The 24,356-nt window shown below is 61.3% G+C and carries 17 protein-coding genes; 3 read left to right on the top strand and 14 right to left on the bottom strand.

Annotated elements, in window-relative coordinates; all coding sequences use genetic code 11:
- Positions 1-47 precede the first annotated feature (47 nt).
- Together ACFSR7_RS34265 and ACFSR7_RS34260 are read left to right on the top strand one after the other, a co-directional pair.
- On the top strand, positions 48-1,061 hold the full coding sequence (locus ACFSR7_RS34265; protein ID WP_378169122.1) for an LCP family protein: 1,014 nt from the start codon (positions 48-50) through the stop codon (positions 1,059-1,061).
- 94 nt (positions 1,062-1,155) lie between these two features.
- On the top strand, positions 1,156-2,490 hold the full coding sequence (locus ACFSR7_RS34260) for a glutamate-1-semialdehyde 2,1-aminomutase (RefSeq protein ID WP_378169121.1): 1,335 nt from the start codon (positions 1,156-1,158) through the stop codon (positions 2,488-2,490).
- A gap of 162 nt (positions 2,491-2,652) precedes the next feature.
- On the opposite strand, the gene ACFSR7_RS34255 is transcribed toward ACFSR7_RS34260, so the two are convergent.
- The 6 genes from ACFSR7_RS34255 to ACFSR7_RS34230 form a co-directional block, all read right to left on the bottom strand.
- Positions 2,653-2,979: a hypothetical protein gene (locus ACFSR7_RS34255; RefSeq protein ID WP_378169120.1), complete on the bottom strand. Its 327-nt coding sequence runs from the start codon at positions 2,977-2,979 to the stop codon at positions 2,653-2,655.
- Between the two features lie 106 nt (positions 2,980-3,085).
- On the bottom strand, positions 3,086-3,922 hold the full coding sequence (locus ACFSR7_RS34250; protein ID WP_378169119.1) for an inositol monophosphatase family protein: 837 nt from the start codon (positions 3,920-3,922) through the stop codon (positions 3,086-3,088).
- A 136-nt stretch (positions 3,923-4,058) separates the two neighbouring features.
- Complete coding sequence (locus ACFSR7_RS34245; protein WP_378169118.1) at positions 4,059-4,877, bottom strand: sulfite exporter TauE/SafE family protein; 819 nt, start codon at positions 4,875-4,877, stop codon at positions 4,059-4,061.
- Positions 4,878-5,240: 363 nt separating this feature from the next.
- Positions 5,241-6,281, bottom strand: a complete 1,041-nt coding sequence (gene uvsE, locus ACFSR7_RS34240; protein WP_378169117.1) for a UV DNA damage repair endonuclease UvsE — start codon at positions 6,279-6,281, stop codon at positions 5,241-5,243.
- 169 nt (positions 6,282-6,450) lie between these two features.
- Positions 6,451-7,689: an N-acetylglucosamine-6-phosphate deacetylase gene (gene nagA, locus ACFSR7_RS34235; protein WP_378169116.1), complete on the bottom strand. Its 1,239-nt coding sequence runs from the start codon at positions 7,687-7,689 to the stop codon at positions 6,451-6,453.
- Entirely contained in the window at positions 7,679-8,683 is a 1,005-nt protein-coding gene (locus ACFSR7_RS34230; RefSeq protein ID WP_378169115.1) for an ROK family protein, read from the bottom strand. The genes nagA and ACFSR7_RS34230 overlap by 11 nt, the downstream gene beginning before the upstream one ends.
- Positions 8,684-8,947: 264 nt before the next feature.
- On the opposite strand from ACFSR7_RS34230, the gene ACFSR7_RS34225 reads away from it, so the two are divergent.
- A complete protein-coding gene (locus tag ACFSR7_RS34225) occupies positions 8,948-10,168 on the top strand; it encodes a right-handed parallel beta-helix repeat-containing protein (RefSeq protein WP_378169114.1) in 1,221 nt (406 codons plus the stop codon).
- Between the two features lie 356 nt (positions 10,169-10,524).
- On the opposite strand, the gene ACFSR7_RS34220 is transcribed toward ACFSR7_RS34225, so the two are convergent.
- From ACFSR7_RS34220 to ACFSR7_RS34185, 8 genes are all read right to left on the bottom strand, one after another.
- Positions 10,525-12,330 carry a sensor histidine kinase gene (locus tag ACFSR7_RS34220; protein WP_378169113.1) on the bottom strand — a complete coding sequence of 602 codons (1,806 nt, stop codon included), beginning with the start codon at positions 12,328-12,330 and terminating at the stop codon, positions 10,525-10,527.
- Positions 12,323-13,954, bottom strand: a complete 1,632-nt coding sequence (locus ACFSR7_RS34215) for a response regulator (RefSeq protein WP_378169112.1) — start codon at positions 13,952-13,954, stop codon at positions 12,323-12,325. The genes ACFSR7_RS34220 and ACFSR7_RS34215 overlap by 8 nt, the downstream gene beginning before the upstream one ends.
- A 302-nt stretch (positions 13,955-14,256) precedes the next feature.
- Positions 14,257-14,742 carry a hypothetical protein gene (locus ACFSR7_RS34210; protein WP_378169111.1) on the bottom strand — a complete coding sequence of 162 codons (486 nt, stop codon included), beginning with the start codon at positions 14,740-14,742 and terminating at the stop codon, positions 14,257-14,259.
- 17 nt (positions 14,743-14,759) lie between these two features.
- On the bottom strand, positions 14,760-16,547 hold the full coding sequence (locus ACFSR7_RS34205) for a hypothetical protein (RefSeq protein WP_378169110.1): 1,788 nt from the start codon (positions 16,545-16,547) through the stop codon (positions 14,760-14,762).
- Positions 16,544-19,105, bottom strand: a complete 2,562-nt coding sequence (locus ACFSR7_RS34200; RefSeq protein ID WP_378169109.1) for a beta-mannosidase — start codon at positions 19,103-19,105, stop codon at positions 16,544-16,546. The genes ACFSR7_RS34205 and ACFSR7_RS34200 overlap by 4 nt, the downstream gene beginning before the upstream one ends.
- 103 nt (positions 19,106-19,208) lie before the next feature.
- A complete protein-coding gene (locus ACFSR7_RS34195) occupies positions 19,209-20,282 on the bottom strand; it encodes a glycoside hydrolase family 88/105 protein (protein ID WP_378169108.1) in 1,074 nt (357 codons plus the stop codon).
- A 34-nt stretch (positions 20,283-20,316) separates the two neighbouring features.
- On the bottom strand, positions 20,317-22,536 hold the full coding sequence (locus tag ACFSR7_RS34190) for a family 78 glycoside hydrolase catalytic domain (RefSeq protein ID WP_378169107.1): 2,220 nt from the start codon (positions 22,534-22,536) through the stop codon (positions 20,317-20,319).
- A gap of 95 nt (positions 22,537-22,631) precedes the next feature.
- Positions 22,632-24,350 carry a type 2 periplasmic-binding domain-containing protein gene (locus ACFSR7_RS34185; RefSeq protein ID WP_378169106.1) on the bottom strand — a complete coding sequence of 573 codons (1,719 nt, stop codon included), beginning with the start codon at positions 24,348-24,350 and terminating at the stop codon, positions 22,632-22,634.
- Positions 24,351-24,356: the final 6 nt, after the last annotated feature.

Genomic DNA, 24,356 nt, shown 5'->3' with positions numbered 1-24,356 from the left:
TATCTTACAGGAGATTGATCTTAACGTAAAACGAAGGGAACATGAGAATGCGCAGTCAGCCGCGAAAAAAAAGAAGATGGCCCCTGTACACGGGTCTCTCCATATTAGTGGTCGTCATTGCCTTTGCTGCCTGGTACTTCTACAATACTTACCACGCGCTCGAGCAGCTCGACAAACCGAAGGAAGACTCGATATTCAGCAACGTGCCTGACAAGCCCGAGGAGAAGCCGCCTGAGTGGACCGGCTCCGAGCGCGTCAACGTCCTGCTGATGGGCGGGGACAACCGGGGACTGTCCAAGGGGGAAACGCCCCGATCGGACTCGATGCTCATCGCCTCGTTCGATCCGACGACGAAGAATGTGCATCTCTTCTCGATCCTGCGCGATACGTATGTAAAGATTCCGGGACACGGATCGGATCGGCTCAACGCGGCGCTCTCGATCGGCGGCCCCAACCTGTCGATGAAGACGATCTCCGAATTGACCGGGCTTGATATCCAATATTATGTGTACGCGGACTTCCAGGGCTTCATTAAGCTGGTGGACGCGATCGGCGGCGTGGACTTCTACGTGGAGAAGGACATGGACTACGAGTCGGCCGCGGATAAGCATTTGTTCGACATTCACCTTAAAAAAGGGCAGCAGCATCTCGACGGCAACCATGCGCTGCAGTACGTCCGGTTCCGCCACGACAAGCTCAGCGACTATACGCGCACCGAGCGCCAGCGCGCCTTCCTCGGCGCGGTCGCCGACAAGCTGCAGTCCGGCTGGAATCTGATCAAGCTGCCGACCATTTTGAACCAGGTCGTGCCTTATATCGAGACCAACATGTCGGTCAACGACATGTGGAAGCTCGCCAGCCTCGGCTACAAATCGCATCAGGCCGGCTCCGCGCAGCTGCCGCCGATGGATAACCTGGTTGAGCAGAATATCGGAGGCTCGACGATCGGCATTCGCGACGAGGATAAGCTGCGCGAGTACATTCAGGAAGTGCTCGCCTCGGATTCTTCCGTCGCTTCGCCGTCGCCGTCGGGCTCCGCGTCCGCGAGCGTTACGCCATAACCGTCCTACCGGGACCGCCGATTCGGCGGTCCCTTCACGTTCGTCCGCAACCGCCCCTTATCCCATTATCCCATTCGCTCAGGAGGTCACCTCGATGTCCGATTTTAATCAACCCTCGAACCCAAGACCCGAATCCGCGCGCCTCTACGAGGAAGCGCAGCGCCATATCGTCGGCGGCGTCAACAGCCCCTCCCGTTCCTTCAAGGCCGTCGGCGGCGGCGCGCCCGTGTTCATGCAGCGCGCTGAAGGCGCCTATTTCTGGGACGTGGACGGCAACCGCTACCTCGACTACCTGGCCGCCTTCGGCCCGATTATAACCGGCCACGCACACCCGCACATCACCGCGGCCATCGTGCGCGCCGCGCAGAACGGCACGCTGTACGGCACGCCGACCGAAGGCGAAGTTACGCTCGCCCGCATGCTGAAGGAAACGATCCCGTCGCTGGACAAAGTCCGCTTCGTCAACTCGGGCACCGAAGCCGTCATGACGACGATCCGCGTCGCCCGCGCGGCCACCGGACGCAACAAGATCGTCAAGTTCGCCGGCTGTTATCACGGCCACTCCGACCTCGTGCTCGTCGCCGCGGGTTCGGGTCCCTCGACGCTCGGCATCCCCGACAGCGCAGGCATCCCGGTCAGCATCGCGAGCGAAGTAATCACGGTGCCGTTCAACGACACCGAGGGGCTGCGGCTCGCGCTTGAGGCTTGGGGAGAAGACGTTGCGGCCGTCATGATCGAGCCGATCGTCGGCAACTTCGGCATGGTCATGCCGAAGCCAGGCTTCCTCGAGGACGTGTGCCGCATGGCTCGCGCGGCCGGCGCGCTCGTCATTTACGACGAAGTCATCACGGCGTTCCGGTTCCACTACGGCACGACGCAGACGTATGCGACGGCGTTCCCGGATCTTGCCGCCATCGAGCCGGACCTGACGGCGCTCGGCAAGATCATCGGCGGCGGACTGCCGATCGGCGCCTACGGCGGCCGCGCCGAGATCATGGCGCAGGTCGCGCCGCTCGGCCCCGCCTACCAGGCGGGCACGATGGCAGGCAACCCCGCCTCCATCGCAGCGGGCATCGCCTGCCTCGAGGTGCTGCGCGAGCCGGGCGTCTACGCGCGTATGGAGGCGCTCGGCTCGCGCCTCGCTGACGGCTTGCGCGAATCCGCGGCACGCAATGGCGTGCCGCTGACGGTCAACCGCATCGCAGGCGCAATCTCGACCCACTTCTGCGACCATCCCGTCACGAACTACGACGAGGCGCAGGATACCGACGGCGAACGCTTCGCGACGTTTTTCCGCGAGATGCTGTCGCGCGGCATTTACCTGGCGCCGTCCAAGTACGAGGCGTGGTTCCTGACGACCGCGCATACGGACGCGGACATCGACAGGACGCTCGAAGCGGCGGACGAGAGCTTTAAGGCGATTCGGTAGTTGGCGGCAGGAGAGCATGGGGCTGCTGGTGCTAATCCCGCGCTCGAGCTCTGCCAGTCGTGCGGAAAGTCTTGTACCGCTCCGCGCCGTGCGCCAACCCAACAAAACGCAAAGCGCAAAGAAAAAAAGACGACCCGCGGGGCCGTCTTTTTCTTTGCCTGCTTAATCGGACTTGACACGATCGTCATACCGTCCGTCCGCTTCCTTCGCCAGCTTGCGGTACGCCGCCGTCTCTTCCGAGACGGGATCCCGCTCCGTCTGGATCCGGATCTCCCAGCGGGGGGACAGACGCGCAAGCGCTTCCTCGTTCGGATCACCGGCAGCCGGCTCCCCTTCGGTCAACTGCCTCACGAGCTCGGCCTCCGCGCCGGACATAAAGGCCGCTTCGTCATCCACGTATTCCTCGGCCGCCCGCGCGGCCAGTCCCTCCGGACGCTCCGGCAGCGGCTGCGATTGGTCGAATCTTCCGTCCATTCGTTCGTCGCGCATCGTAGTCGCTCTCCTTTCATAGGTAGCATGATCCGTAAACCATACTCTCATGTACCCCAAGCGGGAACAAATGCTTAAGTGTCGAATCGTTAGCGCGCCAAGACGCTTAAGCCTCCGCAAGCGCCTTCAACAATTCGTCGTGAATCGCGCCGTTGCTGGCGGCGATATCGCGAACGCCCAGCGAGTAAGGCTGGCCGTTCTGGTCGGTGACGACGCCGCCGGACTCCGCGATCATGAGCGCGCCGGCCGCCAAATCCCAGGCGTTCAGGCCGACCTCCCAGAACCCGGTGAGCCGTCCCGCCGCAACGTACGCCATGTGAAGCGCGGCGGAGCCTGAGCTGCGGATGTTGCGCACCTGCGGCGCGAGCGCCAGCGTCTGCTTGAGATTGCGCGGCAGCGCGGAGATATGGTCCGCCGGGAAGCCGGTGGCCAGCAGGCTCTGCGCGAGACCGGGCTCGGCCGACACCTGCATGCGTTTGCCGTGAACATAGGCGCCCTTGCCCTTTTCGGCGACGAACAGCTCGTCTCGCGACGGATCGTAGATGACGCCGACGATCACTTCTCCGCGATAGGCAAGCGCAATCGAGACCGAGTAGAACGGAAACCCGTGCACGTAATTTGTGGTACCGTCCACCGGGTCCACGATCCACAGGTACTCGCTGCCGCCCATTTTGGCGATCGACTGCGCGGAAGCCTCCGGCCCCGGCTCCACGCCTTCTTCGCCCAGAAATGAGTGCGTCGGATAATGCGTTGCCAGCAAATTGCGAATCAGGCGCTCGGAGCCTTTGTCCACTTCGGTGACGAGATCGTGCTTTGAAAATTTAAGATCGGGTGCCGCAAACTGCCCGATCCTGCTCTTGATCCACTCGCCCGCTTTGGAAGCGCAGTTGATCGCGACGGCTGTAAAGCTCTTGCCCCCGATCGTATTCGGATTATCGCTCATATCCTCATCCCTCATTACACATTATGAATTCGTATGACTTCGACCGCTTGTCTACCGTTAATCTCTCTAGTTATACGCGGCGGATCGGCAGAGCGTTCCGGCGCATGTCCGCGCCCTTCGCAGGAAGGGCCGAACGCTATATCTCGCTCGCACCCTTGAAGATGAGATAACCGGCCATAATCAGCAAGGTCACCCGCAACAGCCACATCAACTGCGGACCCGACAGCCTCGAAGCGATGATCGCGCCGGCACGGCCGCCGATCAGCGCACCCGGCGCGAGCGCCAGAAATAGCGGCCAATCGATGTTCCCGTTCCACAGATGCACGGTGCTGCCCAATATCGAGGACAGAAAAATGACGAACATCGAGCTTGCCGTGGCCACATGCGGCGGAAACCTGAACAAGATGACCATGATCGGCACGAACAGCGAACCGCCGCCGATCCCGAACAAGCCCGAGCAGAGCCCGACGGCGAAGCCGATCGTCAGCGCCAGCGGCAGGTTGTAGCCGTATTCGTGGACGGCACCGGAGCCGTCGGTGAACACGCGCTTGATCGGCCAGTCGATGCGCAGCGGCTTCATCCGCTCGCGGGCCAGCATTAAGCCGAACATCGCGAGCATGAACAAGCCGAATGCCAGCTGAAACGGCCCCTGCGGGATGTAGTCCGTCACCAGCGCCCCGATCATGGCGGCAGGTCCGCTCGTAGCGAAGAAGAGCCATCCGCTGCGAAAGTCGACTTTGCCCTGCTTGCGGTACGTCCAGGTAGACGTCAAAGCCGTGAAAATGAGCACGGCGAGCGAGGTGCCGACAGCCGTTTGTGACGACACTTCTTCGCCGAGCAGGCTCGGCCCCAGCAGCACGAGCGAGGGCACGATGATAATACCGCCTCCGAGTCCGACGATGCTGCCGAATAAAGCCGCGACGACGCCGATCAGTACAAGTATAGCCGTAGACAACTGAGATTCTCCCTACTGAGTCATGGTGGTTGGATTCACTTTATTATACCTGTATCCCGCGCGGGAAGCGAAACGTCCGTTACATGCGGCGGACGCAGCTCGCGACGCGCAGAAAATGGATGTTGGTGCGGCCTGCGTCTTCGGACACAGCAGCCGCTATTGGCGCGTTTACGGGGAAAAGCGGCGGGTTACGTACAGAGAGGATGCTATTAACGTAAATACGGCGACTCTCCGGCTTTTAAGCGGACTAACGGAACCGGTGTCCGCTGCATAGCGGATATACGCTTAACGGAATGAAATAAGGGCGCTGCAATCCGAGGCTTCTCGCCTCGCTCATCGCGCCCTCCGCGTCAGGCACGCCGCTCAACCAATCTCCACGCTGGCGCCGTCCACGATCCGGATATCCCCGGCCCCGGCTTCGGCGGCAGCGCGAAACTCGTCCATCAGCTTGAACAGCGCCTCGTCCTTGCGCTTCGCCTCGATCATCACGTCGACGGCCGGGGTCGAGCCGGAGATCGCGCGGAGGAACGAGAGCAGCGGCTCCAAAGACACATGATCGGCATGTCCCCGCGGATCGGCGGCGCTTTTCGGGGTGGAAACGTGGATTTTGGGCGGAAGCGGCGCATACGACGGCGTCTCCTCAGCTGCCGCGCCCCTTTCCCGTTGAAGTCCGTTCCATCCGTAGTCGCGCCACGTGCGCTGAATCCGGTCCCAGAGCGACTCGGGCTCAATGCTCTCCGGGTTGTTGACCGCATGATGATGGATGTCGAGAACCATCGGGACGCCGGCCTGCTCGCTGATCGCGAGCGTCTCGGACGCCGTAAACGTCTTGTCGTCGTTCTCGAGCGTCATCCGCCGGACGATGCGGGGCTCGAGCGCGCCGAACTGATCCAGAAACCGCCTGCCGGCCGCCTCCTTGTCGCCGTAGGTTCCGCCGACGTGGATGTTGCAGGTCGCCCGCTCGTCCAGTCCCATCCGTTCAAACATCCGTACGTGATGGTGCAGGTCCTTGACCGAATTGCGCAGCACCTCCGGCCGCGGCGTGCTGAAGACGGTGAAGTGGTCCGGGTGAAACGAAACGCGGATGCCCGTCTCGCGGATATAGGCGCCGACCGCGGCGAAATCGTCCGCTAGAATCGTATAAGGGTCCCAGTCCGCGAGCGCATCGTGCGTCGCGAGCGGAATGAGCTTGGACGTCAGCCGGTAGAGGTGGATGTCCGAGTATTTGCAATGGCTGAGCAGGCGCTGCGTATGCTGCAGATTCTCCTGCGCAATGCGGGCAAGCCGGAGCAGCGCGCCTTCGCGGTCCGGCAGCTTGCTGAAGTTCGTATAGGTCATCGTGCGCGACGGGGATGCGTTCTCCAGCAGCACGGACATCGCGACAAAGCCGAACCTGACGAGCACGGGACCGCCTCCTTTTTACATGAAGTGTACCCCGTCCGGGCGCCGCCCACCCATGCCTCCGCAAAAAGCCCCTTTTATATGCAAAAAAAACGTCACATCGCCAAGCATCGCTGCTCGAACGAGGTGACGCGAACCGAAGAGGAATGCCGCAACTTGTAACGCGGGGATCTCATTCGATCGGACTGTCCGCCGCCGTCTTCGCATAGACTTGGCGGCCACGGACATAGGTCGCCTGCAGCTCCAGTGCGCCGTCCAGCACGAGAAAATCGGCGTCCATCCCCGCCTCCAGCTTCCCCTTGCGCCCCGATGCGCCGATCTGCCGGGCCGGAACCTCCGTCAGCGAAGGCAGCACCTCCTCCAGCGGACGGCCGGTGAACCGAAGGACGTTTCGCAGCGCCTGAAGCATCGTGAGACTGCTTCCCGCAAGGCTCGAGCCGTCCTTCAGCCATACCTGCCCGTCCTTCATGATCGCATTCCCGTATTCTCCGTCGGGCAGGCCGGCACAGGAGACGGCGTCGGTGATGACGCATACGCCGCGCGCGCCCTTCACGTCGTACAAAAGCTTGACCGCATCCGGATGAACGTGGATACCGTCGGCGATCAGCTCCGTCGTCAGTGCCGGGCAGATCAGTCCGGCCCCGGCCACGCCCGGCTCGCGATGATGGAACGGGCTCATGCCGTTGAAGTGATGCGTCGTCTGCGTCGCCCCGCGCCGGATCGCCTCCCGCACCTGCGCGAGCGTCGCGTCGGAATGGCCCACGGACACGGCGACGCCCGCCCGGGACAAGCGCTCGGCCGCCTCCATGCCGCCTTCGATCTCGGGCGCGAGCGTGACGATGCGGATAAGTCCGCCCGCCGCCTCCAGATAGCGGTGCAGCTCGTCCGGATCCGCCGGACGAATATTCTCTTTGTCCTGCGCTCCGCAGCGAATCGGGTTCAGGAACGGTCCCTCCAGATGGACGCCGAGCAGCTCCGCGCCCTCGAGTCCCCGTCCCGCGGCACCCCGCGCGACATTCCGAAGCGCAGCCAGGATCTCCGCCTTGGCAGCCGATTCCGTCGTCGCGAGAAAAGAAGTCGTGCCGTGCGCCGCATGATACAAACTCATTCCGTTCAAGCCCTCGCATGTAGCATCCATCGCCTGCCAGCCGCCGCCGCCGTGGACATGCTGGTCGATTAACCCTGGGATTACGATGCCCCCGCCCAAATCGAGGATCAGCGCCTCCGCGTCCTCTAGCTCGGCAGCCACTCCCCCCGCTGCCACCGATCCCGGAGCGCCCGATTCCGCGCCGCCGAGGGCTTCGATCCGTCCGTCGGCGCCGATCAGCATGCGCCCGTCGTCGATTCTCCGGCCGCCTGCGTAGATCGTTCCGTTCGTTACCAGCAGGCGGCGGCCCGTGCTATTCTTCATGAACGCCGCTCCTCTCCTTTGACCAATTCTCGATGGCCAACCGGACGGCACCGACAAGGCCGGCTTTGTCCCGCAGCTTGCCCGCCACCACTTCCGGCCTCCACTCCGCTTCGGGGATGTGCACGGCCAGCTCGTCGCGGATCGGCTGCAGCAGGTAATCGCCCGCCGCGGCCACGCCTCCCCCGACGATGATCCGCTGCGGATCGACGGCAAAGGCGAGCGCGGCCAGCTTGCGGCCAAGCGCGCGGCCCACGAACCGGAAAATATCCGCAGCAGCCGCGTCCCCCGACTGACATGCCAGGAAAACGTCGAGCGCGGTGATCGGACGCTTGGACGCCGCCAACGTCGTAGTCTTGCCAGCGCGCACGGCCTCTGTAGCCAGCCGCGCAATGCCCGGCGCCGAAGCGATCGTCTCGAGGCAGCCCCGCTTGCCGCAGTTGCACATCGCATCCAGGCCGTCCACGCGGTCATGTCCGATCTCGCCTGCCAACAGGCGGCTCCCCCGCACCAAGATGCCCTGCATCATAATGCCCGCCGACAGCCCCGTCCCCACCGTGATGCACACCAGGTCGGCGCAGCCTTCGCCCGCCCCCGTCGCGGCTTCTCCCAAAGTATAGAGCCTTACGTCGTTGTCAATATAGACCGGCGCTCCCAGGCGGCGGCTCATTGCTTGCGCGAAGCGCACGTTTTTCCAGCCCATGTTGGAGGCGTCCAGCGCCATCCCGCTCGCGGTATCGACCCATCCGGGCACGCCGAATCCGGCTGCGGCGATATCCCGGTACCCGTGCGTCAGCGCGAGCGCTTCGATCTCCAGGCCCAGCCGGTCGATGAATTCGGCCGGATCGGATGTCGGACGCCGCGGATCCCCGCGCATCGTCGCTAGCCGCCGCTCGCCAAGCGGCAGGCCTCGCTCGTCGAAGAGGCCGATCACCGTGTTGGTCCCGCCGATATCCGCGCCGATAAAGGCTTTGCCCGCCATGCCCTCCTCCGCCATGCCTTCCACCCCCGACGCGCGAACGCCTAGTATAGCTTCCATCGTAGACCGAATCGGACTTCGGGCAAACGGGCCGATCTTAATTTATACTGCGGAACTTTTATCTTCAATCCCCGAGCAGCTGCAGCAGCCTCGTAAGGCCTGCGTGCCTCAGAGTGATTAATATCAACTCAGTAAAAAGCGCGATCGCCCCATCGCTGCGACGCTGCGCCTGGAGTAGACTGGACTGGACCATGAGGAATTCTCTACAAGGAGCTGTGAAAGATGGAGAAAATCGTCATCGAAGTCGGCCCCCCGCCCGCACCCGAGCCCGCGTCAGCGGCAGGCGGGGCCACCCGTGCCATACAGTCGGCGATCGATTACGCGGCCAATCTCGGGGGCGGCACGGTCAAGCTCGCCGAAGGCGTCTACGCGCTGGACGGCACGGTTCACCTGCGATCGGGCGTGCGGCTGGCGGGCATTCCCGGCCGGACGGTGCTGCAGCAGGGCGAAGAGCGGCTCTCCCCGCTCGCCTGCGACGCCGACCGGCACGAGCGTCAAGCCGCGGTCGCGGATCCCGGCCGCTTCGAGGTCGGACAGACCGTTACGATCCGCAAAGCCGCGACGAGCATGCTGTTCGGGGACACGGTCGCGGTCATCGTCGGCAAGGAGGGACAGATTCTGCACCTCGACCGCGAGCTGCACGCTACCGTGCTGATGGACGAGGAGGGCATCGTAACGACGCAGTCCCCTGTCGTCGCCGCCTACGACTGCGAACGGATCGAGCTGTACGGCCTGACCGTCCGGGGCAGCGAAGCGACGGTTACTTTAGCCGAGGGCTGCCGCAGCTCGGGCATCTACCTGTACGGCGTCGCGGACGCCCGGATCGACCGCTGCGCCGTGCATGCCTACAACGGAGACGGTATCAGCTATCAGCACTGCTCGGACATCGTCGTCGAAGATTGCGATTCCGTCGGCAACCGCGGCAAAGGCGTCCATCCCGGCAGCGGCACGGTGCGCACGCGAATCGTGAACAGCCGCTTCAACGGCAACGCCCTCGACGGCATCTTCCTCTGCTGGCGCGTGCAGGACAGCGTCGTTGAGGGCTGCGCCGCCATCGGCAACGGGATGAGCGGCCTGTCCATCGGCCACAAGGATATTCGCAACGTCATCCGCTTCAACCGTTTTTCGGACAACCGCTATTACGGCATTTTTTTCCGCAACGAAAACGAACCGATGTCGGCCAGCTACAACCGGGTCGAAGGGAACACGCTGGAGGACAACGGCTCGGACGACATGGGCTATATCGGCATTCGCATGCGCGGGTACACGCACGACGTCGAGCTCGTCTCGAACCGGATTTCCTTTACCAAAGCGCCGCAAGAGCGGACGATCGGCATCTGCCTGGAGCCGCATACGTCGGGGATCACGCTCGGAGACAATAAATTCGCGGGCTGCGCGCTGCGGACGCACGACTACTGGGAGCCGGGCGGCCGGCATGGTTAGTGAAGAAAACCGTCAGGGGAAGATCATCCTGACGGTCCATTTAGGTTAGCGGATATCCGTAACTTAAGTCGCACGGAACGGCTGTAAATTTACATCTTTTTTTGACGATATCGACTCTTTTGTAAAGAATAGATGCCAAAACGCATTTATTTTCCATCGTCAGCCGGATTTCCGGGTCGCGCCTGGAATTTACCTGCCTATTTGCAGGCATTTTATCAGTGTCGCAAGCCGGCCGAAAATACATGTGCCAATGCATTTCTTGGGGCCCACCCTGTATCCGATAAGCTTCGGCACGCAGAAAGCGCGCTTACCGGTCCGCGAATCGCCGCCAATCTTTGCTCAGCCATACGTTCGCTTCAGATCGCGTCCCGCTGCGCCGGCTCGCCTTCCAGGACCGGGTGCGAGATCCCGATGACCGTCCCCCCTTCTACCCTGTTCTCGATACGAAGTCCGTACCTTTCTCCAAAATAGAGCGCCAGCCGTTCGTGGACGTTGCGGAGGCCCACCCCTTTCCGCTGATGGGGGACGTCCGTATCTGCGGTGAGCAGCCCCCCCAAGAGCACCTCCGGAATACCGGGGCCGTTGTCCACGATCTCGAACTGCAGCCGGTTCGGCTCCAGGCTGCCCCGGATCAGAATCTTGACGGCCTCCCCGTCTCCGGCATGCCGCGTGCCGTGCTTGATCGCGTTCTCCACGAGCGGCTGGAGCATCAGCCGCATGCAGGGCAGCGGCAGGATGTCCTCGTCGATCATATAGACGACCCGTATCGATGTATCCTGGCGCGCGGACTGGATGGCGACATACGCCTTGACGTGCTCGATCTCACGCTCGACCGTCGTCAGCTCCCGTCCGTCGTTCAGGCTCAGCCGCAGCAGGTTGCCAAGCGACCGTACCAATTCGCTGATATCGGACGCTTGCCTGCTTTCGGCCTTCCAGCGTATCGCTTCGAGCGTGTTGTAGAGAAAGTGCGGATTGATCTGGTGCGTCAGCACCTGAAATTCCAGTTCTTTTTTATCCTTCGCTTCTTTCTCCGCGCTTCTGACCAGCTCGTCGATTTTCCGCACCATATTGTCGAAGCCCATATAGAGCCAGCCGATCTCGTCCGAACGCGTCAGCTGCGGCCAGTTATGCACCGTCTCCCCGTGCTCCACCTTGCGCATCGCTTTGACCAGCTTCTGGATCGGATTGGTGAACCTGTAAGTGAAGAAGGCGACCGTAAAGACGGAAATCGCGAGATAGAACAGCAGAAAGAAAAAGCTGATCCGCTCGATGCCCGATACCGGCCTTGTCAGCACCGATACGGGAATAAGGCTGAGCACCTTCCAATCGTTGTGGGTTAGCGACGCATACGTCGCCATATATTTCACGCCCCCGATCGTAAGCGGGCTCGCCGCCTCCGCGGACTGCCTTAAGAAAGCATCCAGCTCGGGCGAATCGAGTCGGGTACCGATCCGTTCCGCTTCCTGATGGTAAACGATCGTATTATTTTCGTTCAGCAGCATGACCTGCTGACGGTCTACCATTTTGACCGGCGCCAGATATTCGCTCAGCGTGCTCGCCTTGATGTCGGCGATGACGAAGCCCAAAGGCTTGGATTGATTCAGTCCGTACAATTGCTTGATTTTCGACAGGATCGGCTCTTTGTAAAGGATCGGGTTGTCCTTCGGCAGGAACAGCTGCCAGTAAGGCGACTTCATCTCCCTGGCCAGACGGAACCAGGCCTGGCTCTCGATGTCTTCGTCCTGGTAGATCGTGTGCGTAAAAGTCGGATAACGCGACGGCTCGATCGGGAAGATTCGGATCGTGTACGCATGCGTGTTTCTGTTCAGCAAGCTGGTATACTGCACGAGCCTGGACGTGATCTCGAGCTCCTCCAGCTCCCCGGACGGCCTCAGGCTGAGCAGCTCCTGCATCTCTCTGGAATACATGATCTCGCTCTGGGCGTTGTCCACCAGGTCGAGATAATTGTCCAGCACCTTCGCGTTCTTGACCATCATCTCCATGGACACGAACGAACTTACGTCCTGAATGGCCTTGACGGATTTGGAGTAGGCAAAGTACCCGATGAACAAGAAGGGGAGCACGACGATCAGAAAAAACAGGAGAATCACCTGGCGGCGGATCGAGAATCGCCCCAATTGCGCCCGGACCGGTCTACTCATGCCGAAGACTCCGGCTGTTGCGGTACTCCTGCGGCGTGCAGCCGTACGCCCGCTTGAACAGCTTGGCGAAGTGGACCGGATCCTGGTAACCGACCATGTAGCTGATCTGATATACCTTGTACCTGAGATCGCCGAGCCGGTCCGCAGCGTTCTTCAGGCGCACGTCGGTCAGATACTCCAGAAAATTCATGTCCGTTTCCTTCTTGAACAGCTTGCTGAGCCATACCGGCGTCACGTGCACGCGCTCGGCGACCATCTGGAGCGTCAGGTTTTCCTGGTATCGCTCGTGAATAATGCGCTGCGCTTCATCGACGATCTGGCTGCGCGAGCCGGATTGCGCCTTGATGCTCTCCGCCGCCTTCAGCAGCTGCTCCGTCGCCTGCTGCCTGAGCGACTCCAGCGTGTCAAAGCGTTCGAGGTGCTCCCAGAGCGCGATCGGATGCTTTTCCCAGGACGTTTCCTTCCAGCCCGCCGTTTTCTGCGCCGTCCGAAATACGTCGAGCAGCCATTCGAACGTGCGCTGCTGGAGGTCCTTCGGGTGCCTGACCTCCCAGGACTTGGCCAGCTTCGGGAACGCGGCCATCGTCTCGCGGATATCCTTCTCCGTACCGTACTTCATGATCTCCACAAGTTCCCTGGCGTTGGCCAGCTGATATTCCGGCTGCTCGCCAAGACCGTGCCCGGACGTCTCCTCCGCCGCCTCGATCCCCTGAATTCTCCGGCTCACGAGCGAGTCCGTCGCTCTGCGGTACAGATCGGATAGCTCATGCAAGCCGCCTTCCCCGGCAGCCTCGCCCAAGTCAAGCCGGATCTGCAGCACGTTGCCGACTCGCTCGCGAACCGCTTCGAGCAAGTCATCGCACGACTCAGCCCCATCCGCTCGCGCCTGCTCGAGGATCGCGATCCATTCGTCCTGCTCGGACCTGAACAACACATGACGGCCCGGATGCTGCGCGGCGATCGTCTGCGCAAGCGCTCCGCCGACCTCCGCTAGCAGCGCGTCCTTGCCAGGCGCGGACGGTTCAAGTGTAAGCGCCTTCAAGCTGTCAACTCCAAATACCGCGAACTGAAGCTGCCCGTCGAGCAGCCATGCGAGGTCCAGCTGGCCCAGCTTGTGCTCGGTGCGTGCGCCAGGCTCCTCGCGGTACGGACGACCGATCAGCTGGCGCAGGAGCTCTTCCCTGATCTTGGGGACGGCAGACTCATAGCCCTGCCGGATGAGGCTGCTGCTCAGCTCGCTTTCATTTTTCTCGCGCCGGCGCCGGAGCGCCACCGTTACCGCCTTGAACAGATCGTTCTTGTCCAGCGGCTTGAGCAGGTAATCGGATACGCCGAGCTTGAAGGCTTCCTTGGCATAATGAAAATCGTCGAAGCCGCTAACGACGATCGTATCTCCGTCGTATCTTTCCCGGGCAAGCGACTCGATCAGCTTCAGGCCGGACATGCGGGGCATGCGAATATCCGTGACGATCAGGTCCGGCCGGCACGCGAGCGCCAGCTCCAGCGCCGTATCGCCGTCGTCGGCGTCCAGCACCTCGTCCACGCCCCAGGCCGACCAGGGAATCTGTTTAACGAGACCGTTGCGAATTTCCCTTTCATCGTCGACTATCAAGATCCGGACCATTGCGCCGCCTCCTCGAGTTTTCACTGTTATAATGGCGTCGATAAACGAATGAGGCTTTGATCTCCATTTTGCGCACGGGCTGCCGGTGCCGCTATAAGCCATTTTAGACGAATGCAGGGCATTTTTATCTCTGATGCGGGACCAAGCCGCCGCTTGGTCTCCCGGCTCAATATTTCTCCTCCGACGGCATCCATTCCTTCCCAAATAAGAGAAAAACACCGATTCCGGCAAAATCCGCACGACACGATGCGGACTCGTTCGGAATCGGTGCTTGCGACGGCAACGGTTATACCGGCATCGCCTTAGACAAATAGTGGCGGGACGTTTTCGGTCAGCTCCAGCACGCCTACGATGTCCTCGTCGGAATTGCGGACCGGGTAGTAAATTGTATGTCCGGCCCCCCGGTCCCGGCGCGTAGGGCGCCCGGAAAACGCGCGCAGGATCTCCGGCCAGAGCGGCATGATACCGCTGCCCTCGGACGGCAGCGCGCCGCCCGCGATCATGATCTCGCCGAGCGCGGGATTTTCCGGACGCCGGATCCACAGCGCCGTATACGGACGTCGGAGCGGATCGATCCGCTCCGTCAGCAGAAGCACCCGCTTCAATGCGTTGAAGTGGTCTTCCACGAAGTCGATCTCGTCGCCGAGCGCGAACTCGCTGTCGGTGCCGGCGACCCGCAGCGGGTATTCGCGCCGCTCGGGCGGCATGACGTCTTCGAGACAATCGCCCGGCAGAAACAACGCGCCCAGCCTTGCAATTTCCATCAAGCTGTACGATTTCGGCTTCATCGCGGCTTTCGCCCTCCTTATCCCAGCATCGCCCACAAGCTTTGCTTCAGGTCGTTAAACGTTTCCGGCGGCCGGCCCTCATGCAGCGACGCCTGGGGCGCCTCGCTAAACATGGCGTTTTCCCACTCGTAGGGCGGCTTGTCGAGAAAATTCGGCTTGCCGGGCCACCAGGCTCCCGGTAACAGATCAAACGCCCCGGCGATCGCCTCGGCCATCCGCGCCCGGCCTCGCCCCGCAGGCTGCTCGGCGATCCACCGCTCCATGCAGTCCGCGACCTGCATCGCATTGCGAAGCGCCTTGAGCCGAATGGACGGGATCGGTCCCTTGAGGCCGAACAGCTCGTCTCCGGGGTAGAACATCGTTTCGCTGCCTTCCGCATCCGGGGACGCTTGCCAGCCGTTCCCCCACTTCGTGTTTTCCCAATACACGAAGCCGTCGACGCCCCGCGCCACTGCGGCCAGCGGCGAGATTGCGGTGGCAAGCAGGGACTGCGGGATGCGCTCCGCGGCGCCGTAGGTCCACACCTCGCAGCCGGCATCGCGCAGGACGTCCAGGCTCTCCGGAAACCAGGAGAACATCTGGTGATTGACCACCCACAGCTTGATGAGATTGGCGTACTTCTCGAAGTGCAGCCCGTAGCTCCAGCTGGCATCGGTACGGAAAATGAACCGCGCGCCGCTCTCTTTTTCCAGCACAGCCTTCGCCAGGTCGTAATAAATGTCGTTGACCTTCTCGTCCCAGACGAACCGCGTCTCGTCTCCGTCGTAAGGGAACAGCTTATACCGCTTTTTGTGGTTCAGGAAAAGCTCGAACTTCGTCCGCAGCCAGCCGCGCTCGGTGAAGTGGCGGTGGAATTCCTCCATGATCCCGGCGAACTCCGTGCGATAGCCCTTCGTTCCGAACTTGGCGTAATCGGCCGGCCAGTGAAAGTTGAACGGCAAATACATGTACGGAATCGGGATCGCGCCGCGCTTCGTGCCTTCGAAGGCGGAGCCGTCCAGATAGGGACCGTAGTGCTCGTCGAACGTCGACCAGTCCTTCACATGCATCTCCTTGCCCCGGCCCTCCAGCTCCGGAATAAAAGCGGCGGGGATGCGGCCCGAGTGCTCGTAGGGCAAATAATGCAGCAAGCAGCGGTGCTCGTGGGCCATGCGGAAAAAGGCCTGCTCCGTCCTGAAATACGTTCCGTCTTCGTAGCGGTCCGGATTGCGCCTCAGGCTGTCCATCCGGCGCGACAGATTGTCGGCGTAGCTGTTCAGGTCGGCGATGATCAACGATTCGTCCGGCACGGCCGTATCCAGCACGCGGAGCCGAATCTCGTGCGTATCGGACTCCCCGCCCGCGGTCACACGGACCTCGCCGCGGTAGTCACCCGCCGGAACGCCGGCCGGGACGAACAGGTCCACCCAGACGGCCGCATACGCTTGTTTCTCTATCTCGTTCTCGGCCGAAATTGCAGCCAAGGTGCGCAGCCCGTTGTCTCCGCCGTCCAGCGGCACCAAGGCGTCGGGATAATAACGCCCTTGCAGGCGATGATACCACTGTGCGTAAAAGACGAATTCGTCCGCGCCGATCGCGCCCTGTTCGCTTCGCAGCGCCTCGGCCTCGAAGCGGATCGCGGACGGTCCCGCCGCATCGAGCCTCGCGATCAACTGAAACGATAAGTACGCATTGCGCGGAGCGGTCAGATCGCGCGAAGCTTCGGCCAACTCCTCCAGCGACCGGGTGCGGGCCTGCTCCTCCAGTATCTCTCCGGTCTGCGGACAGACGCGGACCATATCGTGGATCAGGTAGCTCCGTCTCATGTCCTGACCTCCTGCAGCTCCGTTTTTTTGGCGTTGAGCGCCGAGACGACGATGTCCGACTCGAGGACGCGCTTTCCCTTGCGGTTCGTCGCCAGCACCGTCCTGCGCTCGCCGGGCAGCAGGTTGAAGTAGTTGTCCGAGAACATCGTATGATCGATCGGACACGTCAGCTTGACGAACCGGGCGAACGTATCGGTCTCGATCGCGATTCGCACGCCATCCGGTCCTTCTTCCATGGTCACCTGCAGCCGGCAGGGGCTGAACCGAAGATCCTTGTGCTCGGCGAAAAAGAAGTGATTGTCGTAGACGTCTTCCCGGGCGCTGCGCGCGAACATGAACCGGGAACGCTTGTCGATGACGCCCAGGCGCCACTCGACCTCGGCGGGTGTATACTCGACGATCCGCATGGAGGCACCCGCTGCGACGCGAACCTCGAAAGACTGCTCGTAGATCGGCTGGCCGAAGCAGCTGCGTACGCCGACCGTGATCGTATCGTCGTACGTCTCGCTGCCGTCGTTGGTCATCCAGACGGAGATCCGTCCCTCGTCTTCCTTGAACGACAGCAGCAGCGGGTGATAGAAGCGTCGGGCATAGTAGTAAGAGGCCTTCGGAAACAAATAATAGTCGATGAGGCTCCAGCTGATGCCCGGCCAGCAGTCGTTGAGCTGCCAGATCAGGGCGCCGCCGTTCTCCGGCATGCGCCTGCGGAAGTGCTCGACGCCGAACTTGAGCCCCTCTGCCTGGCACAGCATCGAAAAGTCGATATACTCGTCCAGATCGCGCGGCAGTCCTGAATACCCCGCCATCGTGATGGACGCCTTTTCCGGCTCATAGTCCTTGTTGCGGTAATCGACCTCGTAGCTGCCGTAATACAGCTCGCCTTCCGGGATGTTGCGCCGCAGCGTCTCCTTCACCGTGCTTCCGTGAATGCCGAACTCGCTGCTGAATTTGGAGGTGTCCTCCGCGAATCTCCGGTAGGAGATGCCGTACGGCGAGACGTCCATCTTGGAGGCTTCGCCGTAATGCCGCGGGTAGACGTCCCCTGCCCATACGGCCCAGTTGTGCGTATCCCCTTCGTCGAAGCTGTTCGGATCGTTGCCGCCCCAAGGCGAGCTGGGCCAATACAGCCGCGTCGGATCGAGCCGCTCGAGCAGCTCGGGCATCAGCTCGTGGAAAATTTTCGCGCCGTAGAAGCGCGTGTCGCTCCGGTAGTGCATCTTTTCGCTGTGGATCGCCTGGCTCTCGTTGTTGCCCGCCCAGATCGCGATGCACGGATAGCTGCGCAGCGCCTTGACGTTCGCCACGATCTCCGCGCGTACGCTGGCCATGAACGCCGCGTCATAGTCGGGCACCTCGCTGCAGGAGAACATGAAGTCCTGCCATACCAGCAGGCCTTGGCGGGAGCAAGCCCGGTAAAAAGCTGCCTTTTCATAGACGCCGCCCCCCCAGACGCGCAGCATGTTCATATTCGCTTCGCGGGAGAGCGTCACGAGGTCCTCGTAGCGCTCGTCGGGAATCGCGCCGATGAGATTGTGGGCGGGAATCCAGTTCGCGCCCTTCGCGTAGATCGGCCTGCCGTTCAGCACGAAATGGAAACGGGGGCTGCCGTTCTCCGAACGAAGTTGGACCTCGATCGTGCGGATGCCGACTTCCTCGGACAGCGTATCGACGAGCTCGCCGTCCGCCTTCAGATTGACGGTCAGGTCGTACAGGAAGGGCTCGCCGTGATCGAACGTCCACCAGAGCGAAGGCTGCTCCACCGCGAACCGGACGCCGATCTTGCCGTCCGTCACATCCGTCTCGTACCGGACTTCGCCGTCGCGTCCGCGCAGGATCGTCTCGGCCGTCAGTCGCGCGTCTGCGCCGCGGCGCCTGACTTCGGCCTCGACCTCGACCTCCGCGCGGTCCGGACCGATCGACAGCGTCTTGAAGTTCAGGTGCGCGAGCCGCGCCGCATGGATCACCTTCAGGCGGGCTTCCTTCCATATGCCAACGGTCACGATGCGCGGGCTCCAGTCCCAAGAGAAATGGCATGCGCACTTGCGCAGCCAGATCCGTTCGTAATTGACCTTGGACCAGAAGCGGGAGACGTCCTGCTTGGCCGCGTATTCGACGACCGGATCGAAGCGGACGACGAGCACGTTGTCCCGCGCCTTCAGCTTGCCGGCGAGCTCCGCCGCGACGGGCACGAACATGTTGTCGGATACGGCGACGGACTCGCCGTTCACGAACACCTCCGCGAGCGTGTCCAGGCCGTCGAGCTCCAGTACCAAGCCGGCCGTCTCCGCGGCGTTCGGACGGTCGAATACCGTGCGGTACACCCACGTTTTCCGTTCGATCCACAGGCAAGCCTGGTCGTTGGTCGAGTAGTACGGGTCCTCGATGCGCCCGTGCGCCAGCAGCGTTGAATGCACGTCCCCCGGCACCGCGGCAGCCAGCCATTCCGCATCGTCGAAGCTCGTACCGTGCACGGCTTCCGGAATGTTCTCCCTGCCGTCGAAGCCTTGTATTTTCCAATCGCGGTCCAGCGCTACAGCGTTCGTCTTGATCGGTATCATCGTCCATTCCTTCCCGGCCTTCGCCTCGAACCGCCTTGTGTTTTGCAGCTATCTATCATGTTAGAGAGGACGCCGTTCTTTATAAACGAGACATTGCTGGCTTTTACTGAGAAGCTTTTGTCCGCTGAGAGCGTATCCATTCGCCGACGGCCAACAGCCCTAGCCCTTGCGTGAACGGGGTTACCGCGAGCGGAATTGACCGGTAACCTTCGAGATCGGCTTGCACCGCCGTCCCCGTAGACCCGCCCCGGACGTTTCCTTCCCCGTCGATGCTCGCCATGACGGCCGCCATCGCCCGCTCCGCCGCCGGCTTGAAATTCTCGTCTACGAGACGCAGACGAATGCCTTTCAAGATGCCGTAGGCGACGCCTGCCGTGACCGAGGTTTCCAGATAGCTGTCCGGCCGATCCAGCACGGTTCGCCACATGCCCGATGGATCCTGCCATTTTGCGAGAGCTTCCAACTGATCGTTCAACATCCCGACAGCCAGTCTCTTCTCCTGCGTGTCCTCCGGCTCGTACTGCAAAATATCGACCGCGCTGGCCGTGACCCAGGCGTTGCCTCTGCCCCAGAGAAATCCGAGGGGCTTGGAAGCGACATCGTCCCATCCATGAAAATACAGCTTGCTCGACTCGTCTTTTAATTTGGTCATGTGGAGGACGAGCTGCTTCACCGCTTCGCGTACGTAGTTTTTCTCGCCAAGCTCGGCGCCCCGTCTGGCCAGATAGATGACGCTCACGAACAGGGTGTCCGCCCATATCTCCGCAGCGGCGCCTCCGCTGCTCATAAAGTGCGGGATCGCGCCGCTGGGCGTTCTTTTTTGTTCCCGCATGAGGTAGCGGTCGTACCGGTCGCAAATTCCCTCGTATTTGGGGTCGTTCTTGCGTTCGCGCAGCGATAGCACCGCATTTAGCGGCATCGTCGAATTGACGCAGACGTTATTCATCCCGCTGTCGATCTTGGCGTCGATCCATTGCCGCATTTCTTCGTACCAGCCGGCATGAGGGGCGATGTCGTACGCCTCCGCGATGCCGTAGAAGGCGACGCCGATGCTCCAATCCCATCGCGCCCAGCGCCATTCGATATCGTCGTGCTCGTCCTGGCCGTATTTTTGGCTCAGCGACAACGTTTGTTGTACCATTCGGTTCAAATGTTCGATTGCGGTTGAAATTTCCATGTCACGCTCTACCTCCCATGACTCGCGACAGCTTTTATGCGCTGACGACCGGCACGCCTTCCGGCGCCTCGATCTCCAGTTCCCCATGCGCGTAAGCGATACGGATCGTGCCCGTACGCACGCGGCACGCAAAGTCGAAGCGCGCCAGCGCATCCGGGATCCGCGGCGCCAGCCTGATGGCTTCCCACCCCGGAGCCGCAGGCTTTAGCCCGATGATTTCTTCTATAAAAAGCGGGATCGGCGCACTGGCCCACGGATGGCACAGACTGGTGTTCCACTTCTGCTCCTTGCCCCACGCCTCGAAGCAAGTCGTCGCGCCTTCCTTCACCATATTCCCCCAAGAATGCGCGTCCTCGGCCGTCAACCTGGCGTATACGTAATCCGTCTCGCCGGCCGCCGCCAGCGCCTTGAGCAGAAAGTAGGCGAAATAAACGCCGCAGTTCATGTTCCTGCCCTTGAGCCAGGAGACGACGGACGAAACCCCGTCGTCAGGCACGAGCCCGAACAGCAGCGGAAGCGCGTTCGCGTGCAAAGAAGCGTGCTTCGAGCCGATCGCGTCGACGAATCGCCGATTTTCCGCGTCGTAGAACGCCCGCGCAAATTCGTCGCGAAACCGCTCCAGCCCGGACGTTAATTCATCCGAATCCGGGTCCATCCCTAATGCCGCGCGGATGTCGGCAAGCGCTTTGCGCGCGCCGTAATAGAAGGCGTTGACCACGTTGTGGCACCCGGGACCGACCGGGCGCGAGAGCGGGAAGTCATAGCCGTCGCGCAGCCCGTCCGGCCAATCGACGAGGTTCCACTTGTCGCTGACGCGCTCGAGCAGCCCGTTCGCCAAGCGATAGCGATCGAAATGCCGAATCATCGCGCTTGCGACCGGCTCCATCTCGCGCAGGAAATCGATGTCCCCGCTGTGGCGGTAATATTCGAGCAGCTGCAGCGGCCATTGAAAGGAAAAATCGGCGATTTCCTGCATAAAGCTGCCCGGCGCCACCGCCATGCCGCCCGGACAAATATGCTTCGCGGCGAGCGCAAAATCGGAGAGCGCCTTCTTGACCATCCGCAAATCGCCCGTCGCATACATATGGGCGTGCATAATGACCGTGTTGTCGCCCAGGTATTGGCCTTTCTCGCGGCTCGGGCAATCGACGTACTGCTCCTGCGTGCCGTAGACGAGGCCGTTGCGGCAGATCGTCAACACCCGACGCAGCATCTCGTCCGACGCGTCGAACCGGCAGGCGTCGCCGTCGAACGGATAGTGACGCACGATTGCCGCGAACGAGTCGGTGCGAATCGCTGCCGGCGAGCCGATCACCTCGACATAGCGGAACGCCTTGTATTCAAAAGGCTCCAGCACGTCAAGCCCGCCCGACAGCGTCCACCATTCGCGGTACTTGCAGTTGCAGCGCATGTCGTACCGCACGCGCTCGCCGGTATCGTCCATTTCCTCCCCGCAGCGGATCTCCAGTCGCTCGCCGGGCGCACCGCGCGCTTCCATGACGAACTGGCCGGTCAGCTCCGTGCCGAAATCGATCACGTAGCGCCCGGGCTCCGGGTTGGTCACCGAGGCGGGAGGACGCCGGTACACGGCAAGCGGTGGCGTCGTTTGCAGCGTCAAACGATGGTCGTCCTCGTCCGCCGGACGGCAAGCCGTCCAGGCGCTGTCGTCGTATGCGAGCTCCCGCCAGCCGCGCTCTTCCAGCCGGCTGTCGATATGCTCGAGATACTGCGTCAGGTAACCGACCGTCTCCGCGGCGCCGTCGCCGTACTGGCGGGCGACCGTATATTTCCAGGTATGGTCGCTCGCCAGCAGCAGCCGGTCTTCCGCGAACAGCTCGGCGATCATGCCCTGCCTGAGATCGCCGCTGTTGTAAGCGCGATTGATTAAGCCCTGGTAATACACATGCACGGCGATCGCGTTGTCGCCCGGACGCAGCCACTGCGTGACGTCCAGACGCATGTACGGGTAATGAAACGCATACCCCTGCGCGGGGCCCTGCGCGACGAACGCGCCGTTCAGGTACAGCTTGAAATAATCGTCCGCCGTAATGTCGAGCCACATCCGTTGGCCTTCGCATTCATCTGCCCCGAGCGTAAAAACCCGGCGCACCAGCATGTGCCGGTTCATCAGCTCGACCGGATGATCCGGCAGATCGGCCGGCTCGAGCTCCTTATGCAGCACGTTCAGCGGCGCCAAACCGTAGAAATCGGCATCCTGAATCCATTTCGCCCGCCACGTCTTGGTCATCTCCATACGAATCCGCCTCCGCACCCCCAGACGAAAGGGCCGTGCCGCCAGCGCGATGCGCTGCCCGGAACGACCCTGTCCCCTATAAACTTACTTCTTCTTTACTTCTTCTTGATTTCATTCGCAGCGTCTTGGAAAATTTTCGTTGCGGCTTGGTTGTACGCGTCGAGTCCTTTTTCCTTAAGCGTCTTCTCGAGTCCTTGCCAGATGCCGTCGAGCTTCGACGGGTCCTTCTCGAGAATAAACTTCGGAAGGGTTTTGCCCCACTCGGCAAGGGCTTCCGTATTAAACTTTTTCATCTCGTCCGTACCCTTGCCAGCCGTACGTCCATAATCTATTTCTACGCCTTTGACGAGCAGATCTGCTTGCGTTTTTGCCCCGTATTTCGCCAGCGTCTCAACCACGACCGGGCTCGTTGTCTTTGAAATCCAGCTTTCCGACGATTGCCACATCGCAAAGTCGCCGTCCGACAGCGTAAATCCGGCACCATAGTTGGCCGACATTTGACGGGCATAGCCCAGGCCCACGTCTTCCCAGAACGTATCCGGGTGCGTCTTGTATTGATCGACGAGCCAATCCGTCACGACCCGCTTCCCGTTCTCGACGGTATAGTATTTGCCTTCAAATCCCCAGCCGACAAGCAGTTGGTTTTCAAGCTTGAACATATCGTCGTAGAACTCGATGATGCGAACCGGATCCTTGGCGTTTTTCGTAATCGACAGCCACATTTCGCCACCGCGGTTCGCTTCTTTTCTTGGCGTTGCGATCGTTTTCGTCCGCCCCGGCGCCACGACGTCAAACCAGACATAGGCGTGGTCGGCCATGTTGTTGCTCTCCAGCGAAGCGTTACAGTCCATATTGCCTCCGAAGATGACAAGTACGCGGCCCTGATTGCACTTCGTCGTGAACTGGTCTTGCGTCTGTACCAGCGACTCGGGGTCGAACAGCCCTTCCTTGTTGATTTGGTTCAGGAATTTAAAGAAATCGGTATAGCCCGGCTCGAAGAAGCGCTCCCTTGCGTTCAGTTGTTCGTCAACGTAAACGGTCGAAGTATTCGCGAAGCCGGCGTACTGGCGTGCGGCGCTATCGAAGTTGTTGAACAGCTGATTCGCCTCGCCGAAGTTGGAGAAGCCGATCGTTTTGCCGCCTCCGATCTCCGGATTTTTCTTGATATAGTTCGTGACGATGGCATGGACGTCGTCCAGCGTCTTGATCTGCGGGTATCCGGCGTCCTTCAGGACGGCCGACTGAATGGCGAGCCAACCCTTCTGCGTCAGATCGTTCACCTTCTGGGTCGGGGGCTGCAGCAGACCGTAAATTTTCCCGTCATTACGATCTTGAAGCAAGGATAAGTCGTTGTTATAGGCTTTCATAATGTTGGGCGCATGTTCCTTGATGAGATCGGTCAGATCGATTACGGCCTTCGCTTGAATATAGGACTGCAGCGTGTTGTCGTGAATGTTGATGACTTCGGGGTAATCGCCTGCCGCGAGCCACACGTTCATCTTCGTCCGGAAGTCGCCGGTGATGATGTCCCACTTGATGGTTGCGCCCGTGCGCTTCGTAATTTCCTTCGCCACGTCGCTGGTCCAGTTCATGTTCGGATTGTCGGTGTTCATCGTGAACGTGAACGGTTTCTTCTCGGCCGGGGCAGACGGCGACGGGTCGGCGGACGCAGACGCGGAAGCGGCTCCAGAGACGCTCGGGCTTGGACTTGGGCTCGGCGACGATTCCGTATTGTTTTTGGAACATGCGGTCACCAGCATGCTGGCGGTCATCAATACGACGCTTAACCATTTAAGCTTGCTCTTTTTCCACATTGTTGC

It is taken from the genome of Cohnella sp. GCM10020058 (genome assembly GCF_042683485.1).
Classification (GTDB): domain Bacteria; phylum Bacillota; class Bacilli; order Paenibacillales; family Paenibacillaceae; genus Cohnella.
Note: the sequence above shows the minus strand (reverse complement) of the source record. Positions and strands in the feature narration are given on the sequence as shown.